This window comes from Amycolatopsis viridis (genome assembly GCF_011758765.1).
Classification (GTDB): domain Bacteria; phylum Actinomycetota; class Actinomycetes; order Mycobacteriales; family Pseudonocardiaceae; genus Amycolatopsis_E; species Amycolatopsis_E viridis.
In genome coordinates this window covers 2,904,830-2,928,936 of the sequence record NZ_JAANOU010000001.1, presented here as the reverse complement: position 1 = coordinate 2,928,936, position 24,107 = coordinate 2,904,830, and the positions used below count along the sequence as shown (strand labels likewise).

The following is a 24,107-nucleotide window of genomic DNA, read 5'->3' as shown; positions in this document are numbered from 1 at the left end:
CACCGTGACCGAGTTCGCGGACTGGCTGCGCGCGCACGCGCACACCGTGCACGGTCTCGACCTGACCGCCGACGTCGACGATCTGGAGCCGTTGCGGGAAATCGTCGGCGACGCGCGGGTGGTCGGCCTCGGCGAGGGCGCGCACTTCGTCGCCGAGTTCACGCTGCTGCGCCAGCGGGTGCTGCGGTTCCTGGCGGAACGGTGCGGGTTCACCGTGCTGGCGTTCGAGTTCGGGTTCAGCGAAGGCTTCGCGCTCGACGACTGGCTGCGCGGTGCCGGGGACGCCGACGACCTGTCCGGGCTGAGCGGCACGACCGCCTCCGGCGTGAACCAGGGCCTGACGCGGTGGCTGCGCGAGTACAACGCGGGGCCGCATCCGCTGCGGTTCGCCGGACTGGACATCCCGCTCGCCGGTGGCGACCTGCGTCCCGCGCTGGAGCCGGTGGCCGGGTACCTGCGCCAGGTCGACCCGGACGCCGTGCCGTTACTGGATCGGGCGCTGGAGATCAACAACCGGATCGCGGGCACATCGGTGGCTTCCGCGGCGCCGAAGTGGGCGGAGCTGGGTGCGGCCGAGCAGGACGCGCTGACCGCGTCGTTGTCCCGCTTGCTGCTGCGCCTGCGGGCACTGGAACCGCTGTTCGTCGAGCGCGGCGGCCAGGAGAGCTTCGACCGGGCCCGGCGCCGGCTGGAAGCGGCGTGCCACGCCGACTACATGTTCGGTGCGATGAGCAACCTCTTCGCCGGCCGCAGCCTCGAGGCCGACACGACGGTGCGGGAGCTCTACCTGACCGAGTCGTTGCGCTGGCACCTGGACCGGTTGCCGGCGGGCGCGCGGGTGGTGCTCGCGGCGCACAACAACCACCTGCAGCGCACCCCGGTCGCGTTCGGAGGGCAGCTGACGACGATGCCGATGGGGCAGCTGCTGCACCGGGTCCTCGGCGACGACTACCGGCCGCTGGCGCTGACGCACACCGCCAACCACGTGCCGGAGATGTACCCGGACGGGGAGGGTGAGCTGGGCTTCAAGATCGTCGACACGCCGCTGGCGGCCCCGGAGCCGGGCAGCGTCGAAGCCGGCGTGGTCGAGGCCGGTCTGGGTGCGGAGCACGTGCTCGTCGACCTGCGGCACGCTCGCCGCGATCTGCCCGCCGGCGCGCTGCCGGACCGGTTCCGCACGCAGAGCGTGGTGCTGGAGACCCCGGTCGCCGAGGCGTTCGACGGGGTGCTGGTGACGCCGATGGTGACTACGGACGACACGGTCGGGTTCGCCGGCTAGTACTGCATTGGCAGTGAGGTGAGTGGGTAGCCGCGTCGTTCGTGGTAGCGGAGGCGGGCTTGGTGTTGTCGTCGGCACCGGAAGGGGGCCACGGCCGATCCGGAACGCTTCAACGCAAGCCGGGACCCGACCCCGCACTGTGGGCTTCGGTGGCGGAGGCCCGGATTTCTGCGTGGGCAAGCAACTTGCGGGGCTCGAGATCGAACTGATGCTCAAAACACCAGCCGAAGCTGACTCGGATCGACGTCGTCGGGCAGCGGCTACGCCCCTACCAGTTCACCGGCACCACCCCAACTGCTGATGGCCACCACGGCATCGTGAGATGAAAAGGCGGGTCACTGCGAGGTCGCGAGTGTGGTCGTCCTGGTGCGGCGTTCCGGGGCGGTGATCACGGCGATCGCGATCACCGCGGCCGCCAGTACCGCCGCGGCGGGCCCGAGCCACAGCGGCCCCGCGGTCGCGAGCACGACCCCGCCCAGGCCGGCGCCGAGGGCGGTACCGACGTAGTTCATTGAGCCGTTGAGGCTCAGCGCGACCGTGGCGAGATCACCACCGGCGTCGAAAACCCGGCTCTGCTGGGGGATGAACAGCGAGGACCCCAGCACGCCCAGGACGAACAGGACGGCCAGCGTGGGCACGAACCAGTGCTGGACGACGGCGAGCAACCCGGAGGCCAGCGCGACGATGCCGAGCCCGGTCACGATCACCGACAGCGAGGCGAACCGGTCGACGAACAGCCCGACGAGCCGGTTGCCCAGGAAAGAGCCCGCACCGTAGACCAGCAGAGCGACGAGGATGGCGTTGTCGCTGCCCGGGGAGCTGATGCCGACCACCGCCGAGGCGTAGGCGGTCAGCAGGAACAACGGCGCCAGCACCAGAGCACTGACCGCAAGCAGCACCAGGATCCGCGGGTTCACCAGCACCGTGAGCCGGTCCCGCATCGTGGTGGCCGGCAGGGTGATCGACGGAACGAACAGCCCGGCCAGCACCGCGGCGACCACCGCCAGCGCGACGATCGTCCACAAGGTACCGCGCCAGCCCCAGACCTGACCGATCAGCAGCCCGAACGGCACCCCGAGAACGGCCGCGAGGCTGAAACCCGCGCCGATCACCGCGAACGCCCGGGCCCGCCGATCAGGCGGCGCGAGCACACCGGCCACGGCGAACGCGTTGGCCTGGAACGCGGCCGCTCCGAGCGCGGCGACGACCCGCCCGGCCAGCACGACCCCATACGTGGGCCCGGCAGCCTGCAGCACCATCCCGAGCAGGAACGAGACCATGCCCGCGCCGATGACGATCCGGCGGTCCAGCCGCCCGGTGAGGGTCGCGATGACCGGCGATCCCACCGCGTAGGAGACGGCGAACACGGTCGTCAGCTGTCCGGCGGTCGCCACGCTCACCGCCAGGTCCGACGAGATCTCGGGAAGCAGCCCCGGCATTACGAAACCGTCCACCCCGAGCACGAACGTGCCCACGGCGAGGATCACCAGACGCCAGGCCCACGTATCATTTGATGCTTGTCGAATCGTCACATCGAGAAGTGTAGGCTATGATTTGATAGTGGTCAAAGCGTCGAAAGGAGTCCCCCGTGTCCCGGACGCTGCCTGAGCCGTCGATCGACTCGCTGGACCTGACCGTCATCCTCAGCGCGCTGGCCGATCCGAGCAGGCGGGCATTGCTGACCGCGATGTACCGGGCCCCCGAACCCGTCGACTGCGCGGTACTGGTGGAACAGACCGGCCTGGGCCTGAGCAACCCGACGATCTCGCACCACTACCGGATACTGCGCGAGGCCGGGCTCACCCGCACGGTCGTCGAGGGGCGCAAACGAGTGGTCCGCGTCCGCCGGGAAGACCTCGAAAGGCGGTTCCCGGGCCTTCTCGAAGCGATCCTCAACGCCCCCGACCGCACCGCCATCTCGGCGAACTAACTCCCCACCCCGCCAAGAAGGTCAAGGGGAACTCCCGGAAAGAACTCGTGACAGGGGCACCCCGAGGCCCGGAAGACACGACCCGTGAAGCGATCGAAGGACTCACGGTCGAAGTGTTCGCAGAACGCGGAATCAGCCCGGACAACATGATCCCGCCGCAGGTCCCCGCGTGTGGTCGCGCTCCGCTGCGACAGATCTTCGGGCCCACGCTCCAACTCGCCACGACCGGTCCCGTGGTCAGCCAGGCCGGGTGAGCCGGGCACACGCCCCGGTCCCCGAATCCGCGACCGCGGCGGTCACCCGGCCCTGTCCGGTTCGGGGCCGCTGCGGCGCGCCTGCTTGACGACGGGGCCGGCACACGGTTCGGTGCCTGAGTGGTTCGAACCATGCGCGTGCTGGCCGTCGTCCTGCTGATCACGGGCCTGGCACCCACCCCGCCCGCCGGAGCGCAGGGGGGCGCGCGGTTCGCGTCGTCGTTCGAACCGGGAGATCCGGCGCCCGCGACGGACACCGTCGAGACCGGACCGGACGGCCGGCCGCGAACCTCCGGCGTCACCGGGGTGGCCATCCCCGGCGACGTGCGCGGGCTGGCCACCGGCGCGACCGCGAGCGGGGAGAACGCCGGCGCCGGGGAGGTCGCCGCCAACGTCCTGGACGGCAGCCCGGAGTCGAAGTGGCTCGCGTTCTCCCCCACCGGCTGGGTGCAGGCCGCATTCGCCGAACCGGTGACCATCACCCGGTACGGGCTCACCTCGGCCAACGACGCCCCGGAGCGCGACCCGCGGGACTGGGCGCTGCTCGGTTCCGACGACGGCACCACCTGGACCACGCTGGACACCCGGACCGGCCAGACGTTCGGCGCCCGGCTCGAGGCCAGGGAGTTCCGGCTCGCCGCGGCCGCCACCCACCGCTTCTACCGGCTGGACATCACCGCCAACCACGGTGCGCCGAGCGTGCAGCTGGCCGAGCTGCTGCTCGCCGGGGACCAGCCCGCCCCGCTGCCGCCCGGCATGCGGTCCTATCCGGACAGTGGCCCGCCCGCCGGCTACACCAGCAAGCCGCACGCCGGGTTCACCGGGCTGCGTGCGTACCGCTACGGCGGCGGCCAGACCGCGCCGCACGGCTACTCCTGGAACACGGTGTTCGACGTGGACATCCCGGTCCGCGCGGACACCGAGCTGTCCTACACGGTGTTCCCCGAACTCCTCGGCAAGGACCCGGCGTACCGGAGCACGCACGTCGCGGTGGATCTGGCCTTCACCGACGGCACCCACCTGTCCGACCTGAACGCGGCCGACCAGTACGGCTTCCCGGTGTCCCCACGCGGCCAGGGCGCGGCGAAGTCGTTGTCGGTCGAGCAGTGGAACCTCGTCCGCGCCGCCCTCGGCACGGTCGCGCGCGGCAAAACCGTGGCACACATCCTCCTCGCCTACGACAACCCGGACGGGGGCGGCGCGTTCGGCGGCTGGGTCGACGACATCCGGATCGGCCCTGCCGCGCCGCAGGCCCGCGTCACCCACCTGTCCGACCACGTGCTCACCACCCGCGGCACGAACGCCAACCTCACGTTCAGCCGCGGCAACAACTTCCCGGCCACCGCGGTCCCGCACGGCTTCAACTTCTGGACCCCGGTCACCGACGCCGGGGCGACGGCCTGGCTCTACCGCTACCAGGAGGGCAACGACGCGCGGAACCGGCCGGCGTTGCAGGCGCTGGCGCTGTCCCACGAGCCGAGCCCGTGGATGGGCGACCGGCAGACCTTCCAGGTGATGCCCTCGGCCGCGGCGGGCGTGCCGGACGGCGACCGGGCCGCGCGGGCGCTGTCGTTCGACCACACCCGCGAGACCGCGAAACCGCACTACTACGGCGTGGAGTTCGACAACGGCATCCACGCCGAGATCGCACCGGCCGACCACGCCGCGATGTTCCGGTTCACCTTCCCAGGCCCCGACGCGAACCTGATCTTCGACAACGTCACCGACGCGGGCGGGCTGACCCTCGACCCGGCGAGCGGCACGCTGTCCGGCTTCACCGACGTGCGCAGCGGCAACTCGGCCGGCGCCGGACGGATGTTCGTCTACGCCACCTTCGACCAGCCGGCCACCGCCGGGTCGATGCTGCCCGGGCAGGGCCGGGACCACGTGCGCGGGTACCTCCGGTTCGACCCGGCCCGCGCCGGCACGGTGACCATGCGGATCGCGACCTCCCTGATCAGCCTGGAGCAGGCGCAGCGCAACCTGGAGCAGGAAATCCCCACCGGTACCGCGTTCGACACCGTCCGCGCGGCCGCCCAGGGCGCATGGGACCGGGCGCTCGGGGTGATCGAGGTGCAGGGCGCGAGCGCCGACCAGCTGACCACCCTCTACTCGAACCTGTACCGGCTGTTCCTCTACCCCAACTCCGGTTTCGAGAACGTCGCCCCCACGCGGCACGCCTACGCCAGCCCCGTCTCACCCAGGGCCGGGCCGGACACCCCGGTGCAGACCGGGGCGAAGGTGGTGGACGGCGAGATCTACGTCAACAACGGGTTCTGGGACACCTACCGCACCACCTGGCCGGCCTATTCGCTGCTGTCGCCTGGCATGGCCGGCAAGATGATCGACGGGTTCGTCCAGCAGTACCGCGACGGCGGGTGGATCGCCCGCTGGTCCTCCCCCGGCTACGCCAACCTGATGACCGGCACCAGCTCCGACGTCGCCTTCGCCGACGCCTACCTCAAGGGCGTGCGCGGATTCGACGTGCACGCCGCCTACGACGCGGCGATTCGCAACGCCACCGTGGCACCTCCGAACGACAACGTCGGCCGCAAGGGCCTGGAGCAGTCGATCTTCCTCGGCTACACGCCGACGTCGACAAGCGAGGGCATGTCGTGGGCGATCGAGGGCTACCTCAACGACTTCGGCATCGCCAACCTGTCCCGCAAGCTCGCCGACGAGGCGGCGCCGGACGACCCGCGCCGCCGCGAGTACTCCGACAACGCGGCCTACTTCCGGGACCGGGCCCTCAACTACGTGCACGTGTTCGACCAGGCCGCCGGGTTCTTCCAGGGCCGCAACGCCGACGGCACGTTCCGCGTCCCGGCGGACCGGTACGACCCGCGGGTGTGGGGCTACGACTACACCGAGACCGACGGCTGGAACATGGCCTTCACCGTGCCGCAGGACGGGCAGGGTCTGGCGAACCTCTACGGCGGCCGGGAGGCGCTGGCCGGCAAACTGGACCAGTTCTTCGCCACCCCGGAGACCGCCGGGTTCCCCGGCGCCTACGGCGAGCTGATCCACGAGATGCGCGAGGCCCGTGATGTGCGGATGGGCCAGTACGCCCACAACAACCAGCCAAGCCACCACATCCTCTACATGTACGACTACGCCGGGCAGCCGTGGAAAACGCAGGCCGGGGTGCGGGAGGCGTTGTCCCGGCTCTACCTGGGCAGCGAGATCGGGCAGGGTTATCCGGGTGACGAGGACAACGGCGAGATGTCGGCCTGGTACGTCCTCAGCGCGCTCGGGATCTACCCGCTGCGGATGGGCAGCCCGGAGTACGCGGTCGGCTCACCGCTGTTCACCAAGGCCACCGTGCACCTGGAGAACGGCCATGACCTGGTGATCAACGCGCCGAAAAACAACGCCCGCAACGTCTACGTGCAGGGCCTGCGGGTCAACGGGCGGGCCTGGACCTCCACCGCGCTGCCGCACGACGTGCTCGCCGCGGGTGGCACGCTGGACTTCGCGATGGGGCCGGCCCCGTCGCGCTGGGGTACCGGGGCGGCGGACGCGCCACCCTCGCTCACCCGGGGCGACCAGCCGCCGCAGCCACCGGCGGACCTGACCGTGCCGGGCGGGTCACCGCTGTTCGACAACACCTCGGCCACCCAGGCCGGGCCGCTCACGACGGTGGACTGCCCGGTGCCCGGGCCGGTGACGGCCACCTCCTACACCCTCACCTCCGGCACGGACGCGGGCGACCCGAACGCCTGGGTGCTCGAGGGCTCGGCCGACGGTCAGACCTGGACGCCGCTGGACACCCGGTCCGGCGAGACGTTCCCCTGGCGCCGGCAGACCCGCGCCTTCACCGTCGCCACGCCCGGCGCCTACGCCCACTACCGGCTGCGGATCACCGGCAGCAGCGGCGGCGCGCCCGGATTGGCCGAGGTGGAGCTGCTCGGCGGGAAGTGAGCGGGGCCGCCCGTTACGGTAGGCGGGGTGAGCCGGACCCACTTCTTCTCGTCGTTCGAGGCCGGGGATCCGCAACCCCGCGCCAGTGCCGTCGTCACCGTCGGCGCAGGCCCGGAGCGCGCACCGGCGGCCAAGTCCGGTGCCGGGTTCACCGGAGGGCGCGCCGCCCGCTACACGGCCGGCGAAACCGCACGTCACGTGCTGTTCGAAGTGGACGCCGAGATCGGCCCGGACACGCGGCTGTCCTATGTGGTCTTTCCGCAGGCCGACGCCGGGCCGAGCTGGCGCAGCACGTTCGTGGCGCTGGCGGTGGAGCTGGACGACGGCACCCTGGTGGGCGGATCGGCCCGGAGCGCCGGGGAGTCCAAGACGCTCTACCTGGACCAGTGGAACGCGGTGCACCACGCGCTGGCCGGGGCCGCGGGCCGCACGGCGCGGGCGATCGTGCTGCTCGTCGAGCCGCCACCGGGCGAGCCGGTGTCGGGCTGGATCGACGATGTCCGGCTGGCCGACGTGCCGCCACCGGGCCCGCGCGACCCGGTCGACTGGGTGCGCACCACCCGCGGCACGCAGTCGAGCAACGAGATCTCCCGCGGCAGCACCTTCCCGGCCACCGCCGTGCCGCACGGGTTCAACTTCTGGACCCCGGTCACCGATGCCGGGTCCACCACCTGGCTGTACGAGTACCACCGGCGCAACAACGCCGACAACCGGCCGGCGTTGCAGGCCTTCGCGGTCAGCCACCAGCCGAGCCCGTGGATGGGCGATCGCCACTCCTTCCAATTCCTGCCGGGAATCGGTCCGGTGACCGTGGACCGGGCCGCCCGGGCCCTGCCGTTCTCGCACGACGACGAAACCGACCAGCCGCACCACTACGGCGTGCGCTTCGACAACGGCATCACCGTCGACCTCGCCCCCACCGACCACGCCGCGCTGGTCCGGTTCAGCTTTCCCGGCGAGGGCGGGTGGGTGCTGTTCGACAACGTCGACCGGCGCGGCGGGCTGCGCGTCGACCCGGCCCGCGGGGTGGTCACGGGTCACACCTGGGCCCGCAGCCGGCTGTCGGCAGGGGCGCGGCGGATGTTCGTCCACGGCACGTTCGACCGGCCCGCCACCGGTGGCCGCCGGCTGCGGTGGCCGAACACCGGGTACCTGGCGTTCGGCGAACCGCGGGTCGAGCTGCGGATCGCCACCTCGCTGATCAGCCTGGAGCAGGCCCGGCGCAACCTCGAGCAGGAGATCCCGGCCGGCACCACGTTCGAGCAGGTCCGCGAACGCGCCCGCGCGGCGTGGCAGGACGTCCTCGGCCGCGTCGAACTCGACGGCGCCACACCGGACCAGCTCACCACCTTCTACTCCAACCTGTACCGGCTGTTCCTCTACCCGAACTCGGCGCACGAACAGACCCCGCGCGGGATGCGCCACGCCAGCCCGGTGCGGCGCCGGTGGTGGCCGAGCACCCGCACCCGGACCGGAGCGCACGTCGTGGACGGTCCGATGTCGGTCAACCACGGCTTCTGGGACACCTACCGCACGGTGTGGCCGGCGCTGGCGCTGCTGTCGCCGCGCCGCTGCGGTGAGCTGATCGAGGGGTTCGTGCAGCAGTTCCGGGAGGGCGGGTGGATCGCCCGCTGGTCCTCCCCCGGCTACGCCGACCTGATGACCGGCACCAGCTCCGACGCCGCCTTCGCCGACGCCTGGTTGCGCGGGGTGCGCACCTTCGACGTCCAGGCCGCCTACGACGCGGCGATCCGCAACGCCACCGTCACCCCACCGGACCGCAGCGTCGGGCGGAAGGGCCTGCACGAGTCGATCTTCCTCGGCTTCACCCCGCTGACCACCCGCGAGGGCCTGTCCTGGGCGCTGGAGGGCTGCCTCAACGACTTCGGCCTGGCGAACCTGTCCGAGGCGCTGCACGCGCGGACCGGCCGGGCGGAACACCGGGACAACGCGCGCTACTTCCGGCAGCGGGCGCTGGCCTACGTCCGCCATTTCGACCCGCGCACCGGGTTCTTCCAGGGCCGGCACCGCGACGGCCGGTGGCGCTGGGAACCCGGGCACTACGACCCGGCGCTGTGGGGGTTCGACTACACCGAAACCAACGGCTGGAACACGCGGTTCTCCGTGCCGCACGACGGGGCCGGACTGGCGAACCTGCTCGGCGGCCGCGCCGCGCTGGAGTCCGCATTGGACGCGTTCTTCGCCACCCCGGAAACCGGTCGCGCGCCCGGCTCCTACGGCGGGATCATCCACGAGATGACCGAGGCGCGCGACATCCGGCTCGGCCAGTACGGGCATTCCAACCAGCCCAGCCACCACATCCCGTGGATGTACTGCCACGCCGGAGCCGCGGCCAAGACCCAGGCGATCGTGCGTGAGGTGCTCACGCGCTGCTACCTGGGCAGCGAGATCGGACAGGGTTATCCCGGTGACGAGGACAACGGCGAGATGTCGGCCTGGTACGTCCTCGCCGCGCTCGGGATGTACCCGCTGGCGGTGGGCAGCCCGGGCTACGTGCTCACCGCACCGCTGTTCGAGCGGGCCCGGCTGCGCCTGGAGAACGGGCGGACGGTGACGATCAGCGCACCCGGCGCCCAGCCGTACGTGCGGGGCCTGACGATCGACGGCAGGCCGCACACCTCGACCTGGCTGTCGCACGAGGAACTGGCCGGGGCCGAGCACCTGGAGTTCGACGTGACCGGCACGCCCACCGGCTGGGGCACGCCACCACCGTCGCTCACCGCGGGCGACGCGCCACCGGCGCCGCTGACCGACGTCACCGGCACGGGCACCTGCGACGACGGCACCGACGTCACCGCGCTGTTCGCCGACACCACCGCCAGCCAGGTCACGTTCCGCTCCCGCACCCCGGTGATCGAGTGCGCGGTGCGCGAACCAGCCCGGGTCGAGCTGTACACGCTGACCTCCGCCGCACGCGGTGGCGACCCGAGCGACTGGGTGCTGGAGGGCACGATCGACGGGAGGTCCTGGGTGCGGCTGGACGAGCGGCGCGGGGAGGTGTTCCGGTGGCGGCGCCAGACCCGGCCGTTCTCCGTGGCCGAGCCGGGACCCTACCGGGCCTACCGCCTGCGGATCACCGCGGCGACGGGGCGGCGCACCGCGCTGACCGAATGGGAACTGCTCGGGAGCCGGGTATGAGGTTCGCGAAGGTGGCCCTGGACCGGCTGGTCGCCACCGACCCGGGCCTGGTGCGGCTGCGGCTGGCCGGCATCGCGGTCGGCGGCATCGTGCTCTCGATCATCGTGCTGGTGCTGCTCGGCCGTCCGCTCCCGGCGATCATGGTGGCCTCGATCGCGGCGATGAACTCGGCGTTCAGCGTCAACGACAAGACCGAGAAGGACCAGGCGATCACGCTCGTGCTGGTCCTGTTGTGCGGGTCGGCCTCGCTCACGGTCGCCGCGTTCGGCGCCGCCGTGCCGCTGCTGGATCCGGTCCTGTTCGTGCTGCTGATCTTCCTCGCGGTCTACGCGCAGCGGTTCGCGCCGCGCGGCACGGCGATGGGCGCGTTGTCGTTCTTCATGTTCTTCTTCGCGATGTTCCTCGCGGTCCACCCCAGCCAGCTGCCCCAGTACCTCCCGGCGCTGGCGGTCGGTCTGGCCGCGAACGCCGTGATGCGGTTCGGGGTGCTGCGGCGGCGGCCGGAGGCCGAGCTGCTGCGCGCCCGGCGCGCGTTCCGCGCCCGGATCAGCGCGGTCGTGCGGGCCGCGGCCGCGTCACTGGCCAGCGGCGGCAGCGAGTGGCGGATCACCCAGCTGCGCAAGGCCGACACCCGCCTGCACGAGGCGGTGCTCATGATCGAGGACACCATCGGCGACCTGTTCGACGAGACCGGCACCCAGCTGCTGCGCCGCCGGCTGCTCGCCGTGGAACTGGCCTGCCAGTGGCTCGCGATCACGGTGCGCCGCGCCAGCGAGGCGGCGGACCTGCCCGAGGACGTCCGCGCCGACCTGGTGGCCGGACTGCTGCGGCTGGACTCGCTGATCGAGCGTGATCCGCGGGAGCTGCCGGTGATCAGCGAGACCGCGGAGTTCAGCAGGATGCTGGTCGCGGGCAGCCGGCTCGCCGACCGCACCGCGCCGGGCGACGAGGTGCGCCGCGCGATCGCGGAGCTGGCGCTGGCCGACGTCAACGCCCAGCGCGTGGCCGAGCGGGACTACTCGGCCGAGACCGAGCTGCCCGGGCAGGCCGTGGAACCGGAACCCACCGAGTCCACCGGAGCAACGGAGCCCACCGGGTCCAGCACGGTCTTCGCCTACGACAACCGCACCCGCAGCGCGATCCAGGCGATGGTGGGTGGCGGGCTGGCGGTGCTGGGCGGCGAGCTGCTGTCCCACGCGCGCTGGTACTGGGCGGTCCTGACGGTGTTCGTGGTGTTCCTCAACACCTCGACCGCGGGGGCCACCTTCGTGAAGGGGTTCCGCCGGGTCACCGGCACGCTGGCCGGGATCTTCGGCGGCATGCTGCTCGCGCTGCTGGTCAGCGGCAACACGGCCGCCACCGTGGCCCTGCTGCTGGTGTGCGTGTTCTGCCTGGTCTACGTGGCCCGGGTGTCGCAGCTGATGATGGCGTTCTTCATCACCTGCATGCTGGGCGTGCTCTACAGCCTGCTCGGCACGTTCAGCGTCGAGGTGCTGTGGTTGCGGGTCGCCGAGACGGCCGTCGGCGCGGCGGCCGGGCTCGTCGCGGCGGTCCTCGTGGTGCCGGTGCGCACCCGCACCGTGATGGTGTCCGACATCGACACCGCATTGGTGAACCTGTGCGAGTTCCTGGCCGGCGCGGAGGCGCTGCTGTCCGGGCGGGAGAACGTGAACGTGATCGAACTCTCCCGGGAGCTGGACCGCTCGGTGGAGAAAGTGCGCGCCACGGTCGAGCCGCTGACCCACCCGATCAGCCTCGCCAGCCGCCGCGACTACGGCTGGTACGTGCTGAGCACCCTGGACCGGCTCGCGTTCCGGGCGCGGCAGATCGCCGCCCGCTCCGAACCGGGCCTGCTGCCCGCCGACGACCGGCTGACCGCGCTGATCGAACGGATCAGCCGCAACATCGACGTGATCCGCGACGCCCTGGACGGGGACGAGCGCCGCACGCTGACCCGCAACACCAGCGCACCCGACATCCACGAGACGGACAACGCGCAGGCACGCTCCGTGCTCACCAGCCTGGGCCGGATGGAGGCCGGGACCGTCGCACTGGGCAGGGCGTTCGAGGTTCCGGTGGCCGATTCGACTCGATCGGTTCAGCAGAACGTGAGCCGACGCACCACGTCAGTGCAGGCAGAGGGCGATAAGGTCACGAGCACAAGCCAGAATTCCGTCCGCAGGAGTACGCAATGACCCAAGCCCCCGTCAACGTCACCGTAACCGGCGCCGCCGGCCAGATCGGCTACGCGCTGCTGTTCCGCATCGCGTCCGGTCAGCTGCTCGGCCCGGACACCCCGGTGAAGCTGCGGTTGCTGGAGATCCCGCAGGCGGTCAAGGCGGCCGAGGGCACGGCGCTCGAGCTGGAGGACTGCGCGTTCCCGCTGCTGGCCGGCACCGACATCTTCGACGACGCGAAGCGGGCCTTCGAGGGCACCAACATCGCGCTGCTGGTGGGCGCCCGCCCGCGCACCAAGGGCATGGAGCGCGCCGACCTGCTGGAGGCCAACGGCGGCATCTTCAAGCCGCAGGGCGAGGCGATCAACGCCGGGGCCGCCGATGACGTCCGCGTGCTGGTGGTCGGCAACCCGGCCAACACCAACGCCCTGATCGCGCAGTCGCACGCGCCCGACGTCCCGGCCGAGCGGTTCACCGCGATGACCCGCCTGGACCACAACCGCGCCGTGGCCCAGCTGTCGAAGAAGCTCAACGCTCCGGTGAGCGAGATCCGCAAGCTCACGATCTGGGGCAACCACTCCGCCAGCCAGTACCCGGACATCTTCCACGCCGAGGTCGGCGGCCGGAACGCCGCCGAGGCCGTGAACGACGAGAAGTGGCTGGCCGAGGAGTTCATCCCGCGCGTGGCCAAGCGCGGCGCCGAGATCATCGAGGCCCGGGGCGCGTCCTCGGCCGCGTCGGCCGCCAACGCCGCCATCGACCACATCCACACCTGGGTCAACGGCACCGCCGAGGGTGACTGGACCTCGATGGCCGTCCCGTCCGACGGCTCCTACGGGGTGCCGGAGGGCCTGATCTCGTCGTTCCCGGTCGTCTGCAAGGGCGGCAAGTACGAGATCGTGCAGGGCCTGGAGATCAACGAGTTCTCCCGTGGCCGCATCGACGCGTCCGTCGCGGAGCTCACCGAGGAGCGCGAGGCCGTGAAGAAGCTCGGCCTGATCTGAGGTAGTCCCGTCATCGGAGGGCCGGCCCGTGCGGGCCGGCCCTCCGCACGTTTCTCACCGGGACACCGCATCCGCTCCGGGCGGGACGCGCACGAGCTTGGTCCAGCCGGTCCAGCCCCGTTCCGCGAGCAGCTCGATCAGCTGCCGGGCCGGCGGCACGGTGTCGAACGCCAGTGCGTCCATCAACTGGACCAGCGCGGGCTCCAGATCGGTGTCGTCCACGTAGTCCTCGCCCTGTTCGTCGGCCAGCCGGGTGAAGTAGGCGGCCAGTTCGTCGGCGAGCTCGACCAGCCGCGGGTCGTCCCCGTCGTGGTCCAGCGCCTCCCCGAGGATGCGGTAGAAGCCGAGCAGACGGCCGTCGGCCGTCTGCTCGTGCTTGCGGGCCGTCCACTCCGCCACCCGGCCGGGTGAGCGCGCGGCCAGCAGGATCCAGCCGTCCCGTTCGACCTGGAGGATCCGCTCGTGGACGCCCAGCGCCCGCAACCGGTCGAGGTACGAGACGACCTCCGGCGGCAGCGCCAGGTGGTCCCCGGCGGCGAGCCGCGCGATCTGCTCGCGGTGCCGCTGCCGTTGCCGGATCTCGGCCTGCAGCTGCCGGTCGATGTCCCGCACAGCAGCGGCGAACTCCTCCGCACCGGCCCGGAGCAGCTCCCGCACCCGGGCCAGCGGGACGCCGGCCTCGGCGAGGGTACGGATCTTGATCAGCTCGATCACGGCGCCGGCGTCGTACCGCCGGTAGCCGGAGTGGTCCCGTTCCGGTTCGGGCAGCAGCCCCTTGGCGTGGTAGTGCCGCACCGCGCGCACCGTCACTCCCGCGTAGGCCGCCAGTTCCCCGATGGTCAACATGGCACCAGTGTCCGCGTGATCGCCGCGATGTCCACGGCGTGGGTGAACACCAGCTGGTGGTCGGCGTCGAGCCAGTGCGTGGCGATGCCCGGGTGCTCGCGCTGGAGCCGCTCGACACCGGCCCGCCAGTTCTGGTTCAGCGACCGCACGAATTCGTCGTCACCGTCCCCGGCCATCGACGTCGACATGATCATGGTGATGGGCTGGTCGATCACGTCGTACCGGGCGAGGATCCCGGCCCGCACCTGGTCGATCTCCACGTTCAGGTCGAGGATCTCCTGCCCGGTCAGCAGCACCTGGCGGGCAGTTCCCCGCCCGGCCTGCTGGCGCGCCGCCATGTCCTCCCACATCGCGCGGAACTCCGGCAGGACGGCCTCGGTGAGGAACGGTTCGGGCACCGGGTTGGCGCCGTCGATGAGCAGGAGACCGGACACGGTGCCGGGGTGCTCGGCCGTGTAGTGCACGGCGAGGTCGGCGCCGAGCGAGTAGCCCACCAGCAGCGGCGCGGCGGCGCGGTCATGGCGTCCCAGCTCCGCCATGACCGCCGCCAGGTCGCCGAGGAACGCGGCGAAGGAGTACCGGTCGGCGGCCGAGCTCAGACCGTGACCGCGCAGGTCGAAGGTCACCACATCGTGGTCCCGCCGCAGCAGCCCGGCCAGCTGCTGCAAGTCGGCCTGCGTCGAGTTGAGCCCGGGGCACAGGACCACCAGGCGTCCCCGGCCGCCGCGGGTCGCGGCGATGGTGACGCCGTCGTGGTGGATCGTGAAGTTCTGCGTCGTGGTCATGCCGGCCATGGTGCGGGCTTGACCCTGCGTCAGGGTCAACCCCGCTCACCGCAGATCGGCGGCCCGGACCGCCCAGACCGTGGCACCGGCGAGCACGAACAGCGCACCGGCCAGCCACAGCACCCCGGTCAGGCTGAGTGCGTCGACGATCGCGCCGCCGGTCAGCGCGCCGAGCCCGATCGCCAGGTTGAACACCGACACCCACAGGGCCGACGCGGCTTCCACGGCGCGCGGCGCGGCCTTGATCATCCAGGTCTGGAGGCTCACCGACACGCCACCGTAGGTCAGCCCCCACACGATCAGCAGCGTCACGCCGCCCGCCGGCGTCTCACCCAGGACGGGGAAGATCAGCACCGCGACCGCCAGAGCGGCGGTGATCACCAGCACCGTCGTCCGCAGCCGGCGCGCCACGGCGGCGCCCGCGACGAAGTTCCCGGCGACCCCGGCCACACCGAACCCGAACAGCAGCGGCCCCACCAGGTCCGCCCGCACCCCGGACAGGTCCTGCAGCACCGGGCTGATGAACGTGTAGGCGGCGAAGTGCCCGGTGACGATCAGGAAGGTCGCGAGGATGCCCAGCCGCACCCCGCGGTTGCGGAACTGCCCGGCCAGCAGCCGGGGCCGGACCGGCTCGGTGGCGGCCAGCGGCGGCAGCATCACCAGCAGGGCGATCAGGACCACCAGCGCGAGGCCGCTGAGCGTGGCGAACGCGACGCGCCATCCGGCGAAGTCGCCGAGGACGGTGCCGATCGGGACGCCGAACACGTTGGCCGCGCCGACGCCGCCGAAGATGACGGCTGTGGCGCGCGGCACCCGTTCGGCGGGCACCAGCCGGACCGCAAGGCCACCGGCCACGGCCCAGAACCCGCCGATCGCCACCCCGACCAGGGCGCGCGACACCATCAGCACCGCGAAGCCCGGCGCCAGACCGGACGCCACGTTCGCCAGGGTCATCAGGCCCATCAGGCCGGTGAGCAGCCATCGCCGGTCCAGCCGCCCCACGAGAACCGGGACCACGGGGGCGGCCAGCCCGGCCACGATGCTGGTCACCGTCACCATCAACCCGGCGGTGCCCGCGCTGACCGACAGGTCCGTGCCGACGCGGGTCAGCAGCCCGACCGGTAGTTGCTCGGCGGTCACCAGCAGGAAGGTCCCGAACGCCACGACCGCGACCGCGGGCCATCCGCCGGTTCTGCCGGGCCGCGCCGTCGTGGTTGGTTCTGCCGTCGTCACCATCGATCTCCCTCCAATTTGGGAGCGGTCGCTCCCATATGAGGGACGACCTTAGTATGGGAACGATCGCTCCACAATCCTGGTAGGCTGTGCGGCATGCCACGGCCACGCGAATTCGACGAGCAGGACGTGGTGGCCCGCGCCGCCGGCCTGTTCCGGCGCCTCGGCTACCACGCCACCTCCGTCCGCGACCTGGGCGACGAGCTCGACCTCAAGCCCAGCAGCCTCTACCGCACCTTCGGCGACAAGCACACGCTGTTCCTGCGCGCGCTCGACCACTACCGCGAGACCGATTCGGCGGAAGCACGGGCCCGGCTGGGCGGCACCGGGCCGACCCGGGAAGTGCTGCGGAACTGGCTGATGTGGCTGGTGACCGGCAGTGCGGGCGACCACTCCGGGCTGGGCTGTTTCGTGGTCAACACCACGACCGAACTCGGCACCGGGGATCCACAGGTACAGCAGCGCACCGAGGCGGCGTTCGAGGTCACGCGGGAGGCCATCGCCGAGGTGCTGCGCCGCGGCTGCCGCGATGGTGAACTACCCGCGGACCTCGACGTCGACGCGGCCGTGGAACTGCTGTTCACCACCGTGCTGGGGCTGCGCGTGCGGGAACGCGCCGGCCACGATCCGGCACGCCTGGCCGCCACGATCGACTTCGCGATCCGTTCCCTCGGTCCGGAGCCGGCCGCGGCGCACCACACCTGACGGCGCGGGCACCGACGTCACGCCGTAGCCGTCCTGGCCCTCGGACGAGGCCGTGCAGGCGGTGCCGCGCACGCCGCCCGGCTGCGCCAGGACGACGGCGCCCCACGCGGGCCCGGCACCGCGCAGATCGCCAGGAAACCGGTCGGCTCGCGGGTCAGCCGCGCGTACCGTTCGGGGTCCAGGGCGGCTGCGTCCGGCGTGGGCCGCGGCTCGCGCAGCCGCTTGATCAGGAAACCGGCCTCGGCCAGCTCTTCGCAGGTCTGCTCCAACGGGGTCAGCCGGTAGCGGACCCGTCAGCCCCGGCTCCACACCTCCTCGATCACGCGCGGCTCGAAGTAGTTGCCGCCGTGCCGGAGCCAGTCGCCCAGCTCCCGCAGCGCCGCGATCCGGTCGTCCAGGTAGTGCACGGCCAGCGCGAGCAGCACCCGGTCCACCAACGCGTCCGGCAGCCAGTCCAGGGGCTGCGCGAGGTCGTGCACGCGGAACTCGCCCCCGGGAGCGCGGTGCCGGGCCAGTTCGACCATGCGCGGGCTGATGTCCGCGCCGATCACGCGGGCGCCGCGGTCCACCAGGTCCGCGGCGGACAACCCCGGACCGCACGCGGCGTCCCGCACCGTCAGCCCGCTCACGTCGCCCAGCAGGTCCAGGCAGGCGGGCCGGTCGAGATGGGCGTTGTGGAACCCGTCCCGGGCGTGGTCGAGGTACTCGTCGGCGAAATCTCGTACTGCGGCTCCGGTCCGACGGTCACGCGCCCGTCAGCCCACGGCGCGCGAGCAGTGGCCCGATCTCCGGGTCGCGGCCGCGGAAGGTGCGGAAGAACTCCATCGGATCCCCGCTGCCGCCACGGGAGAGCAGCGTGCGGCGGAAGTGGTCACCGTTGGCGCGCTTCAGGCCGCCGTTTTCCGTGAACCACTCGACGGTGTCCGCGTCGAGCACCTCGCTCCAGATGTAGGAGTAGTACCCGGCCGAATACCCGCCGCTGAACACGTGCGCGAAGTAGGTGCTGCGGTAGCGCGGCGGGATCGCCGGCACCGCCACCCCGGCCTTCTCCAGCGCGGCCGCCTCGAACGAGGCGACGTCGCCGATCGCGTCGTCGGTGCCCAGCCCGTGCCATGCCTGGTCGAGCAACGCCGCGGCCAGGTACTCGGTGGTGGCGAACGGCTGCCCGTACTGGGCCGACTCCTCCAGCCGCTGCACCAGGTGCCGCGGCAGCGGCTCACCGGTCTCGTGGTGCTTGGCGTAGTTGGCCAGCACCTCCGGCCACAGCATCCACATCTCGTTGACCTGCGAGGGGTACTCCACGAAGTCCCGCGGCACGTTGGTGCCGGAGAACCTCGGGTACCGCACGTCCGAGAACAACGCGTGCAGGGCGTGGCCGAACTCGTGGAACAGCGTGGTGACCTCGTCGAAGCTGAGCAGCGTCGGCTCGCCAGCCGGCGGCTTGGCGATGTTGAGGTTGTTCACCACCACCGGCCGCTCCCCGAGCAGCCGCGACTGGTCGCTGAAGGTGTTCATCCAGGCGCCGCCGCGCTTGGACTCGCGCGCGTAGTAGTCGCCGAGGAACAGGCCCAGCGGGCTGCCGTCGGCGTCGAACACCTCGAACACGCGCACGTCCGGGTGGTACACAGGCAGGTCGTGCCGCTCGGCGAAGCGCAGCCCGTACAGCTCGCCCGCCGCGAACAGCACGCCGTCGCGCACCACCCGGTCCAGCTCGAAGTAGGGCCGCAGCGTGGCGTCGTCGAGGTCGAAGCGCGCCTTGCGGGCGCGTTCGGCGTAGAAGGCCCAGTCCCACGGCTCGAGCGTGGCGCCCGGGTGGTCCTGGTCGAGGTAGCGCTGCAGTTCCTCGGCGTCGCGCCGCGCGTTGGCGACCGCCACCGGGGCGAGCCGCTCCAGCAGCCCGACCGCGGCCTCGGCGGTGCGGGCGGTCTCGTCGGAGATCACGTAGGCGGCGTGGTTGGGGTAGCCGAGGAGTGCGGCCCGTTGGGCGCGCAGCTGCGCCATCCGCGCCAGCACAGCGTTGTTGTCGGCCGCGTTGCCCCGGTTGCCGCGCGAGATCGACGCCGTGTACAGCCGCTCGCGCAGCGCCCGGTTCGCCAGCACACTCAGCAGCGGCTGCGAGGTGGGCAGGTTCAGCGTGAGCAGGTACTTGCCCTCCTCGCCCCGGGACGCGGCGGCCGCACCCGCGGCGGCGATGGTGCCCTCGGACAGCCCGGCGAGCTCCGCGACGTCGTCGACCAGCACGGCGAGGTCGTTGGTGTCGCGCAACAGGTTGTCCTGGAACCGGGTGGACAGCGTGGACAGTTCCTCGTTGAGCGCCCGCAGCTTGGCCTGCTGGTCCTCGTCGAGCCCGGCGCCGGCGCGCTGGAATCCGGTGTAGGTGCGGTCCAGCAGCCACGCCGACTCCGGGTCGAGGCCCAGCTGGTCACGCCGTTCGTAGAGGTCACGCACCCGCGCGAACAGCGCCGGGTTCAGGTGGATCGCGTCGGAGTGCGCGGCGAGCCTCGGCGCGATCGCGGCCTGCAGCTCCTGCCGCGCCGGGTTGGTGTCGGACGAGGTGAGGTTGAAGAACACCGACGACACGCGCTGCAGCAGGCGGCCGGAGGTGTCCAGCGCCACGATCGTGTTCTCGAAGGTCGGCGGCTCCGGGTTGCCGGCGATGGCCGCGATCTCGGCGGCGTGCTCGGCCAGACCCGCCTCGAACGCCGGCCCGAAGTGCTCGTCGGTGATCCGGTCGAACGGCGGCAGACCGTAGGGCAGGTCACTCGCCTGCGCGAACGGGTTGTCCGGTGTCATCCAGCGCGACCCTTCTGTCCTGTCGATCCCCCGATCTCCGCGTCGGAGGACGTCTTCTTCTTCCTACCGCGCTTCGGCGGCGGCGGTACCACCCCGGCCAGGTCGGCGCTGTGGTCGTTGACGCGCACCACGAACGGCCGCACCTCGGTGTAGCGCACCACCGAGATCGACGCCGGGTCGACCACGATCCGCTGGAACGAGTCCAGGTGCTGGCCCAGCGCGTCGGCCAGGATCGACTTGAGCACGTCGCCGTGGCTGCACAGCAGCCACACGGCGTGGTCGCCGTGCTCGGCGCTGATGCGCGCGTCGTGCTCGCGCACCGCGGCCACCGCCCGCGCCTGCATGCCGGCCAGGCCCTCGCCGCCCGGGAACACCGCCGCCGACGGGTGGGCCTGCACCACCCGCCACAGCGGTTCCTTCACCAGCGCCTTCAGCTCGCGCCCGGTCCACTCGCCGTAGTCCACTTCGGACAGCCGTGGATCGACGGTGCGGGTCAGGCCCCGTTCGGCGACGAGCGGGGCCACGGTGTTCTTGCAGCGCAGCAGCGGGGACACCACGACCTCGGCCAGCGGCACACCGGCCAGCCGCTCGACGAGCGCCTTGGCCTGCGCGCGGCCGGTGTCGTCGAGCCCGACCTTGGGGGTCCGGCCGGCCAGCACGCCCGACCCGTTCGCGGTCGAGCGGCCGTGCCGCAGCAGGATCACGGTAGCCACGCCGCCAACCTACAGGGCCGGGCCCGCGTCCGGATCAAGGACACCGGTGGCGACCAGCACGATCAGCAGCACACCGAGCGCGATGCGGTAGATCACGAACGGCACGTAGCTCTTGGTCTTGATGAAGTTCATCAGCCACGCGATCACCGCGTACCCGACGCCGAAGGCGACCAGGGTGGCGAGGATGGTCGGCCCCCACTGCGGGCTGTTCTCACCGCCGATGTCGGTGAGCTTGTACAGCCCGGACCCGAACACCGCGGGCACGGCCAGCAGGAACGCGTACTCGGTGGCGTCGGAGCGGGTGTAGCCGAGCAGCAGGCCGGCGGTGACGGTGCCCCCGGAGCGGGACACGCCGGGGATGAGCGCCATCGCCTGCGCGAAGCCGTACCCGAGCCCGTGCGGGACGGTCAGCTGGTCCAGCGTCCGGTACTGGCGGCCGACCCGGTCGGCGATCAGCAGCAGCACACCGAACACGATCAGTGTGGTGGCGGTGATGCGCAGGTCGCGGAAGGCGCTGTCGATGGCGTCCTGGAGCAGCAGGCCGAGCACGACGATCGGCAGCGAGCCGACGATGATCAGCCAGCCCAGCCGCGCGTCCGGGTGCCGGCGCCACTCCGGGCGGTACAGGGAGCGCCACCAGGCGGCCAGGACACGGCCGATCTTCTTGGCGAAGTACAGGATGACCGCCAGCTCCGTGCCGATCTGGGTGACCGCGGTGAACGCCGCACCGGGGTCGCCCCAGCCGGCGAGCGCGGCGGTGATGCGCAGGTGGGCGCTGGAGGAGATCGGCAGGAACTCGGTCAGGCCCTGGACCAGGCCGAGAACGAGTGCTTCGAACCAGCCCATGCTCACCGGGCCTTCGGGAAAGTCGGTCGCGTTCGCACGGTGGGAGAGGCTATCTGCGGCCCGGATCACCGGATGAGCCGCCTTGGACAAGTTCGGTGCCCCGCCTTAGTTACTCTTCGTGCATGCAGAAGCGACAGCTGGGCAGGTCGGGATTGCGGGTCTCCCGGATGGCGCTCGGCACGATGTCCTGGGGCGCCGAGACCGACGCGGACGAGGCAGCCAGCCAGCTCGTCGCGTTCGTGGAGGCCGGCGGCACCCTCGTCGACACCGCGGACATTTACGCCGACGGGGAGAGCGAACGCATCCTGGGTGGCCTGCTGGGCGACCTGGTGCCACGCGACGAAATCGTCGTGGCGACCAAGGCGGTCGCGCGCCGCACCGACGGCCCGTTCGGTGGCGGCGCCTCCCGGGGCGCGCTGCTGTCGGCGCTGGAGGGCTCGCTGCGGCGGCTCGGCGTGGACCACCTGGACCTGTGGCAGCTGCACGCGTGGGACGAGTCGGTGCCGCTGGAGGAGACCCTCTCGGCGCTGGAGCACGCGGTGACCTCCGGCAAGGTCCGCTACACCGGCGTGTGCAACTACTCCGGCTGGCAGCTGGCCTCGGCCGCCGGGCTCGGCACGACCGGCCTCATCGCCACCCAGGCCGAGTACTCGCTCGTGGAGCGGGGCGTGGAGCGCGAGCTGGTACCGGCGGCCCGCTACCACGGGCTCGGGGTGCTGCCCTGGGCGCCGCTGGGACGCGGGGTGCTGACGGGCAAGTACCGCAAGGGCACGCCCGCGGACTCGCGTGGCGCCTCCGCCGAGTACGCCGGATACGTCGAGCAGCACCGCACCGAGCGGGCGGCGCGGATCGTGGAAGCGGTCACCACCGCGGCCGACGGGCTGGGGGTGTCGCCGCTGGTGGTGGCGCTGGCCTGGGTGCGGGACCGGCCGGGCGTGGTGGCGCCGGTGGTGGGGGCCCGGGATACCGGGCAGCTCACCGGCTCGCTCGCGGCGGAGGAGATCACGCTGCCGGTCGCGATCTCCTCGGCGCTGGACGACGTCAGCGCGGTCGAGTTCGGTTACCCGGAGCGGGGCACCAGGTGATCGCCCGGTGGACAGCGGGTGACGCGGCGGGATTTTCAGGGAATGCTGGAGACAGGACAAGGATGCGACCCGGAGGTCTCGTGCGCTCGTCGGCCACCGTCGGCACCGCTGTGGTGGTGACCTGCGCCCTGGCGTTGTCCGGCTGCTCGGGCAAACAGGGTGACAGCGGCGACACACTGCAGGTCGTGGCGAACCCGGTGGCCGCCACCGCGCCCGCCTCGCCCCCGCCCGCAGCCGCCCCCGCGGGCACGGTGATCGGCACGCCGGGCGAGGTGAGCGCGGTCGCGGCCGACCCGGCCACCGGTGTGCTCGCCGTCGCGGTTCCGGACGCTGTGCTGCTGTACCGCACCGGCGACCTGTCGGCAGCGCCGCTGCGGGTGCCGGTGGCCGGCCGGGCCGAGCAGCTGCGGGTCAGCGGGGGTGTCCTGCTGGCCAGCCTGCCGGCCGCGGGACAGGTCGCCCGCATCGCGCTGCCCACCGGCCAGGTCAGCACGCTCGCCGTCGCGGGCCAGCCGGCCGGTGCGGTCGTCGACGGCGACCGGACGCTGGTCGCGGTGCGTGACCGCAAGGCCGTCGACGTGTTCACCGGCGACCGGCTCACCCGCAGCATCCAGGGCCAGCTCTACAGCGCCGACGACGTGCTGCAGGCCGGCGGGAACACCGTGGTGCTGGACGAGCTGCGCACCGCCGTGTTCTCGGTGGACGTGGACGGCGGCACGATGGCCGAAGGGCTGCGGGCCGGCGACGGCGCCACCCACGCGGTCGCCGACTCGTTCGGCCGGGTGCTGGTGGTCGACACCCGCACCGGTGCTCTCCTGGCGTTCTCCACCGGTCCGTTGTTGCTGCGGCAGCGGTACCCGGTGCCGGGCGGGGCGTACGGCCTCGCCTACGACCCGCAGCGCGCGCTGGCGTGGGTGACGCTCACCGGGCGCAACGAGGTCGTCGGGTTCGACGTGCGCGGCGGCGAACCGGTCGAGAAGTACCGTTTCCCGACGGTCCGGCAGCCGAATTCGGTTACCGTCGAGGAGCGGAGCGGGCGGGTGTTCGTCGGCTCCGCGGCGGGAGAAGGGGTGCAGGTGATCCAGCCATGAAGCACCAGGAGGCGGTGGTCGACGAGGACTGGGAGTACCGCCGGTTGCAACTGCCACCCGGCGTGTCCCGGCGGGCCGCGGCCACCCAGCTGTCCATCAACGCCGAGTACGGCGGGTGGGAGCTGTCGACGGTCCGGCTCTACTCCGACGGAACCCGGCGCGTCTGGCTGCGCCGCAAGCGGCAGCCGGCCACCGCCCTGCCCGAAGTCCTGATCTGACCGTTCGTCCCGGCGCGGCGCCCGCCCACGCGGTTGCGGTGCGGACGCCGCGCGGATGTCAGCTGTGG

19 protein-coding genes are annotated in these 24,107 nt (G+C 72.0%); 10 read left to right on the top strand and 9 right to left on the bottom strand.

Annotation, left to right across the window (positions count from 1 at the left end):
- Nucleotides 1-4: 4 nt before the first annotated feature.
- Entirely contained in the window at nt 5-1,279 is a 1,275-nt protein-coding gene (locus FHX46_RS14440) for an erythromycin esterase family protein (protein WP_167114489.1), read from the top strand.
- A 335-nt stretch (nt 1,280-1,614) separates the two neighbouring features.
- Here the strand turns inward: FHX46_RS14440 and FHX46_RS14435 are convergent, their stop codons facing one another.
- Nucleotides 1,615-2,811, bottom strand: a complete 1,197-nt coding sequence (locus FHX46_RS14435) for an MFS transporter (RefSeq protein WP_313886138.1) — start codon at nt 2,809-2,811, stop codon at nt 1,615-1,617.
- A 56-nt stretch (nt 2,812-2,867) separates the two neighbouring features.
- Here FHX46_RS14435 and FHX46_RS14430 point away from each other — a divergent pair, with 56 nt between their 5' ends.
- The 5 genes from FHX46_RS14430 (at nt 2,868) to FHX46_RS14410 (ending at nt 13,724) form a co-directional block, all read left to right on the top strand.
- Complete coding sequence (locus FHX46_RS14430; protein WP_167114486.1) at nt 2,868-3,209, top strand: ArsR/SmtB family transcription factor; 342 nt, start codon at nt 2,868-2,870, stop codon at nt 3,207-3,209.
- Nucleotides 3,210-3,595: 386 nt separating this feature from the next.
- Nucleotides 3,596-7,384, top strand: a complete 3,789-nt coding sequence (locus FHX46_RS14425) for a GH92 family glycosyl hydrolase (RefSeq protein WP_208400149.1) — start codon at nt 3,596-3,598, stop codon at nt 7,382-7,384.
- 27 nt (nt 7,385-7,411) lie between these two features.
- Nucleotides 7,412-10,543, top strand: a complete 3,132-nt coding sequence (locus FHX46_RS14420; RefSeq protein WP_167114481.1) for a GH92 family glycosyl hydrolase — start codon at nt 7,412-7,414, stop codon at nt 10,541-10,543.
- Nucleotides 10,540-12,738, top strand: coding sequence for an FUSC family protein (locus tag FHX46_RS14415; protein ID WP_167114479.1), 2,199 nt, complete (start codon nt 10,540-10,542; stop codon nt 12,736-12,738). The genes FHX46_RS14420 and FHX46_RS14415 overlap by 4 nt, the downstream gene beginning before the upstream one ends.
- Nucleotides 12,735-13,724: a malate dehydrogenase gene (locus FHX46_RS14410; RefSeq protein WP_167114476.1), complete on the top strand. Its 990-nt coding sequence runs from the start codon at nt 12,735-12,737 to the stop codon at nt 13,722-13,724. Before FHX46_RS14415 ends, FHX46_RS14410 begins: the two co-directional genes overlap by 4 nt.
- 54 nt (nt 13,725-13,778) lie before the next feature.
- Here the strand turns inward: FHX46_RS14410 and FHX46_RS14405 are convergent, their stop codons facing one another.
- The 3 genes from FHX46_RS14405 to FHX46_RS14395 are packed head-to-tail and all read right to left on the bottom strand — an operon-like array spanning nt 13,779 to nt 16,519.
- Nucleotides 13,779-14,570 carry a MerR family transcriptional regulator gene (locus FHX46_RS14405; protein ID WP_167114473.1) on the bottom strand — a complete coding sequence of 264 codons (792 nt, stop codon included), beginning with the start codon at nt 14,568-14,570 and terminating at the stop codon, nt 13,779-13,781.
- Entirely contained in the window at nt 14,564-15,355 is a 792-nt protein-coding gene (locus FHX46_RS14400) for an alpha/beta fold hydrolase (protein WP_208400148.1), read from the bottom strand. Before FHX46_RS14400 ends, FHX46_RS14405 begins: the two co-directional genes overlap by 7 nt.
- 45 nt (nt 15,356-15,400) lie before the next feature.
- The gene (locus tag FHX46_RS14395; protein ID WP_313886137.1) at nt 15,401-16,519 is read right to left on the bottom strand and encodes an MFS transporter; all 1,119 of its coding nucleotides are present in this window, start codon (nt 16,517-16,519) and stop codon (nt 15,401-15,403) included.
- Nucleotides 16,520-16,684: 165 nt separating this feature from the next.
- On the opposite strand from FHX46_RS14395, the gene FHX46_RS14390 reads away from it, so the two are divergent.
- The gene (locus tag FHX46_RS14390; RefSeq protein ID WP_167114467.1) at nt 16,685-17,293 is read left to right on the top strand and encodes a TetR/AcrR family transcriptional regulator; all 609 of its coding nucleotides are present in this window, start codon (nt 16,685-16,687) and stop codon (nt 17,291-17,293) included.
- A 17-nt stretch (nt 17,294-17,310) separates the two neighbouring features.
- Here FHX46_RS14390 and FHX46_RS28500 read toward each other — a convergent pair whose 3' ends face one another.
- The 5 genes from FHX46_RS28500 to FHX46_RS14370 form a co-directional block, all read right to left on the bottom strand.
- The gene (locus FHX46_RS28500) at nt 17,311-17,562 is read right to left on the bottom strand and encodes a hypothetical protein (protein WP_243871273.1); all 252 of its coding nucleotides are present in this window, start codon (nt 17,560-17,562) and stop codon (nt 17,311-17,313) included.
- A 24-nt stretch (nt 17,563-17,586) separates the two neighbouring features.
- Nucleotides 17,587-17,922: a class I SAM-dependent methyltransferase gene (locus tag FHX46_RS28495; RefSeq protein ID WP_313886136.1), complete on the bottom strand. Its 336-nt coding sequence runs from the start codon at nt 17,920-17,922 to the stop codon at nt 17,587-17,589.
- Nucleotides 17,923-18,037: 115 nt separating this feature from the next.
- Nucleotides 18,038-20,086 (bottom strand): M3 family metallopeptidase, encoded by a 2,049-nt coding sequence (locus FHX46_RS14380; protein ID WP_167114464.1) that lies wholly within the window; start codon nt 20,084-20,086, stop codon nt 18,038-18,040.
- Nucleotides 20,083-20,799: a histidine phosphatase family protein gene (locus FHX46_RS14375; RefSeq protein WP_167114460.1), complete on the bottom strand. Its 717-nt coding sequence runs from the start codon at nt 20,797-20,799 to the stop codon at nt 20,083-20,085. The genes FHX46_RS14380 and FHX46_RS14375 overlap by 4 nt, the downstream gene beginning before the upstream one ends.
- A gap of 9 nt (nt 20,800-20,808) precedes the next feature.
- Nucleotides 20,809-21,645, bottom strand: a complete 837-nt coding sequence (locus tag FHX46_RS14370) for an undecaprenyl-diphosphate phosphatase (protein WP_167121465.1) — start codon at nt 21,643-21,645, stop codon at nt 20,809-20,811.
- Between the two features lie 122 nt (nt 21,646-21,767).
- Between FHX46_RS14370 and FHX46_RS14365 the strand changes: the two genes are divergently transcribed.
- From FHX46_RS14365 to FHX46_RS14355, 3 genes are all read left to right on the top strand, one after another.
- Nucleotides 21,768-22,730, top strand: a complete 963-nt coding sequence (locus FHX46_RS14365) for an aldo/keto reductase (RefSeq protein ID WP_167114457.1) — start codon at nt 21,768-21,770, stop codon at nt 22,728-22,730.
- 62 nt (nt 22,731-22,792) lie between these two features.
- Nucleotides 22,793-23,821, top strand: a complete 1,029-nt coding sequence (locus tag FHX46_RS14360; RefSeq protein WP_167114454.1) for a hypothetical protein — start codon at nt 22,793-22,795, stop codon at nt 23,819-23,821.
- Nucleotides 23,818-24,039: a DUF5703 family protein gene (locus FHX46_RS14355; RefSeq protein WP_017982338.1), complete on the top strand. Its 222-nt coding sequence runs from the start codon at nt 23,818-23,820 to the stop codon at nt 24,037-24,039. The genes FHX46_RS14360 and FHX46_RS14355 overlap by 4 nt, the downstream gene beginning before the upstream one ends.
- Nucleotides 24,040-24,107 lie beyond the last annotated feature (68 nt).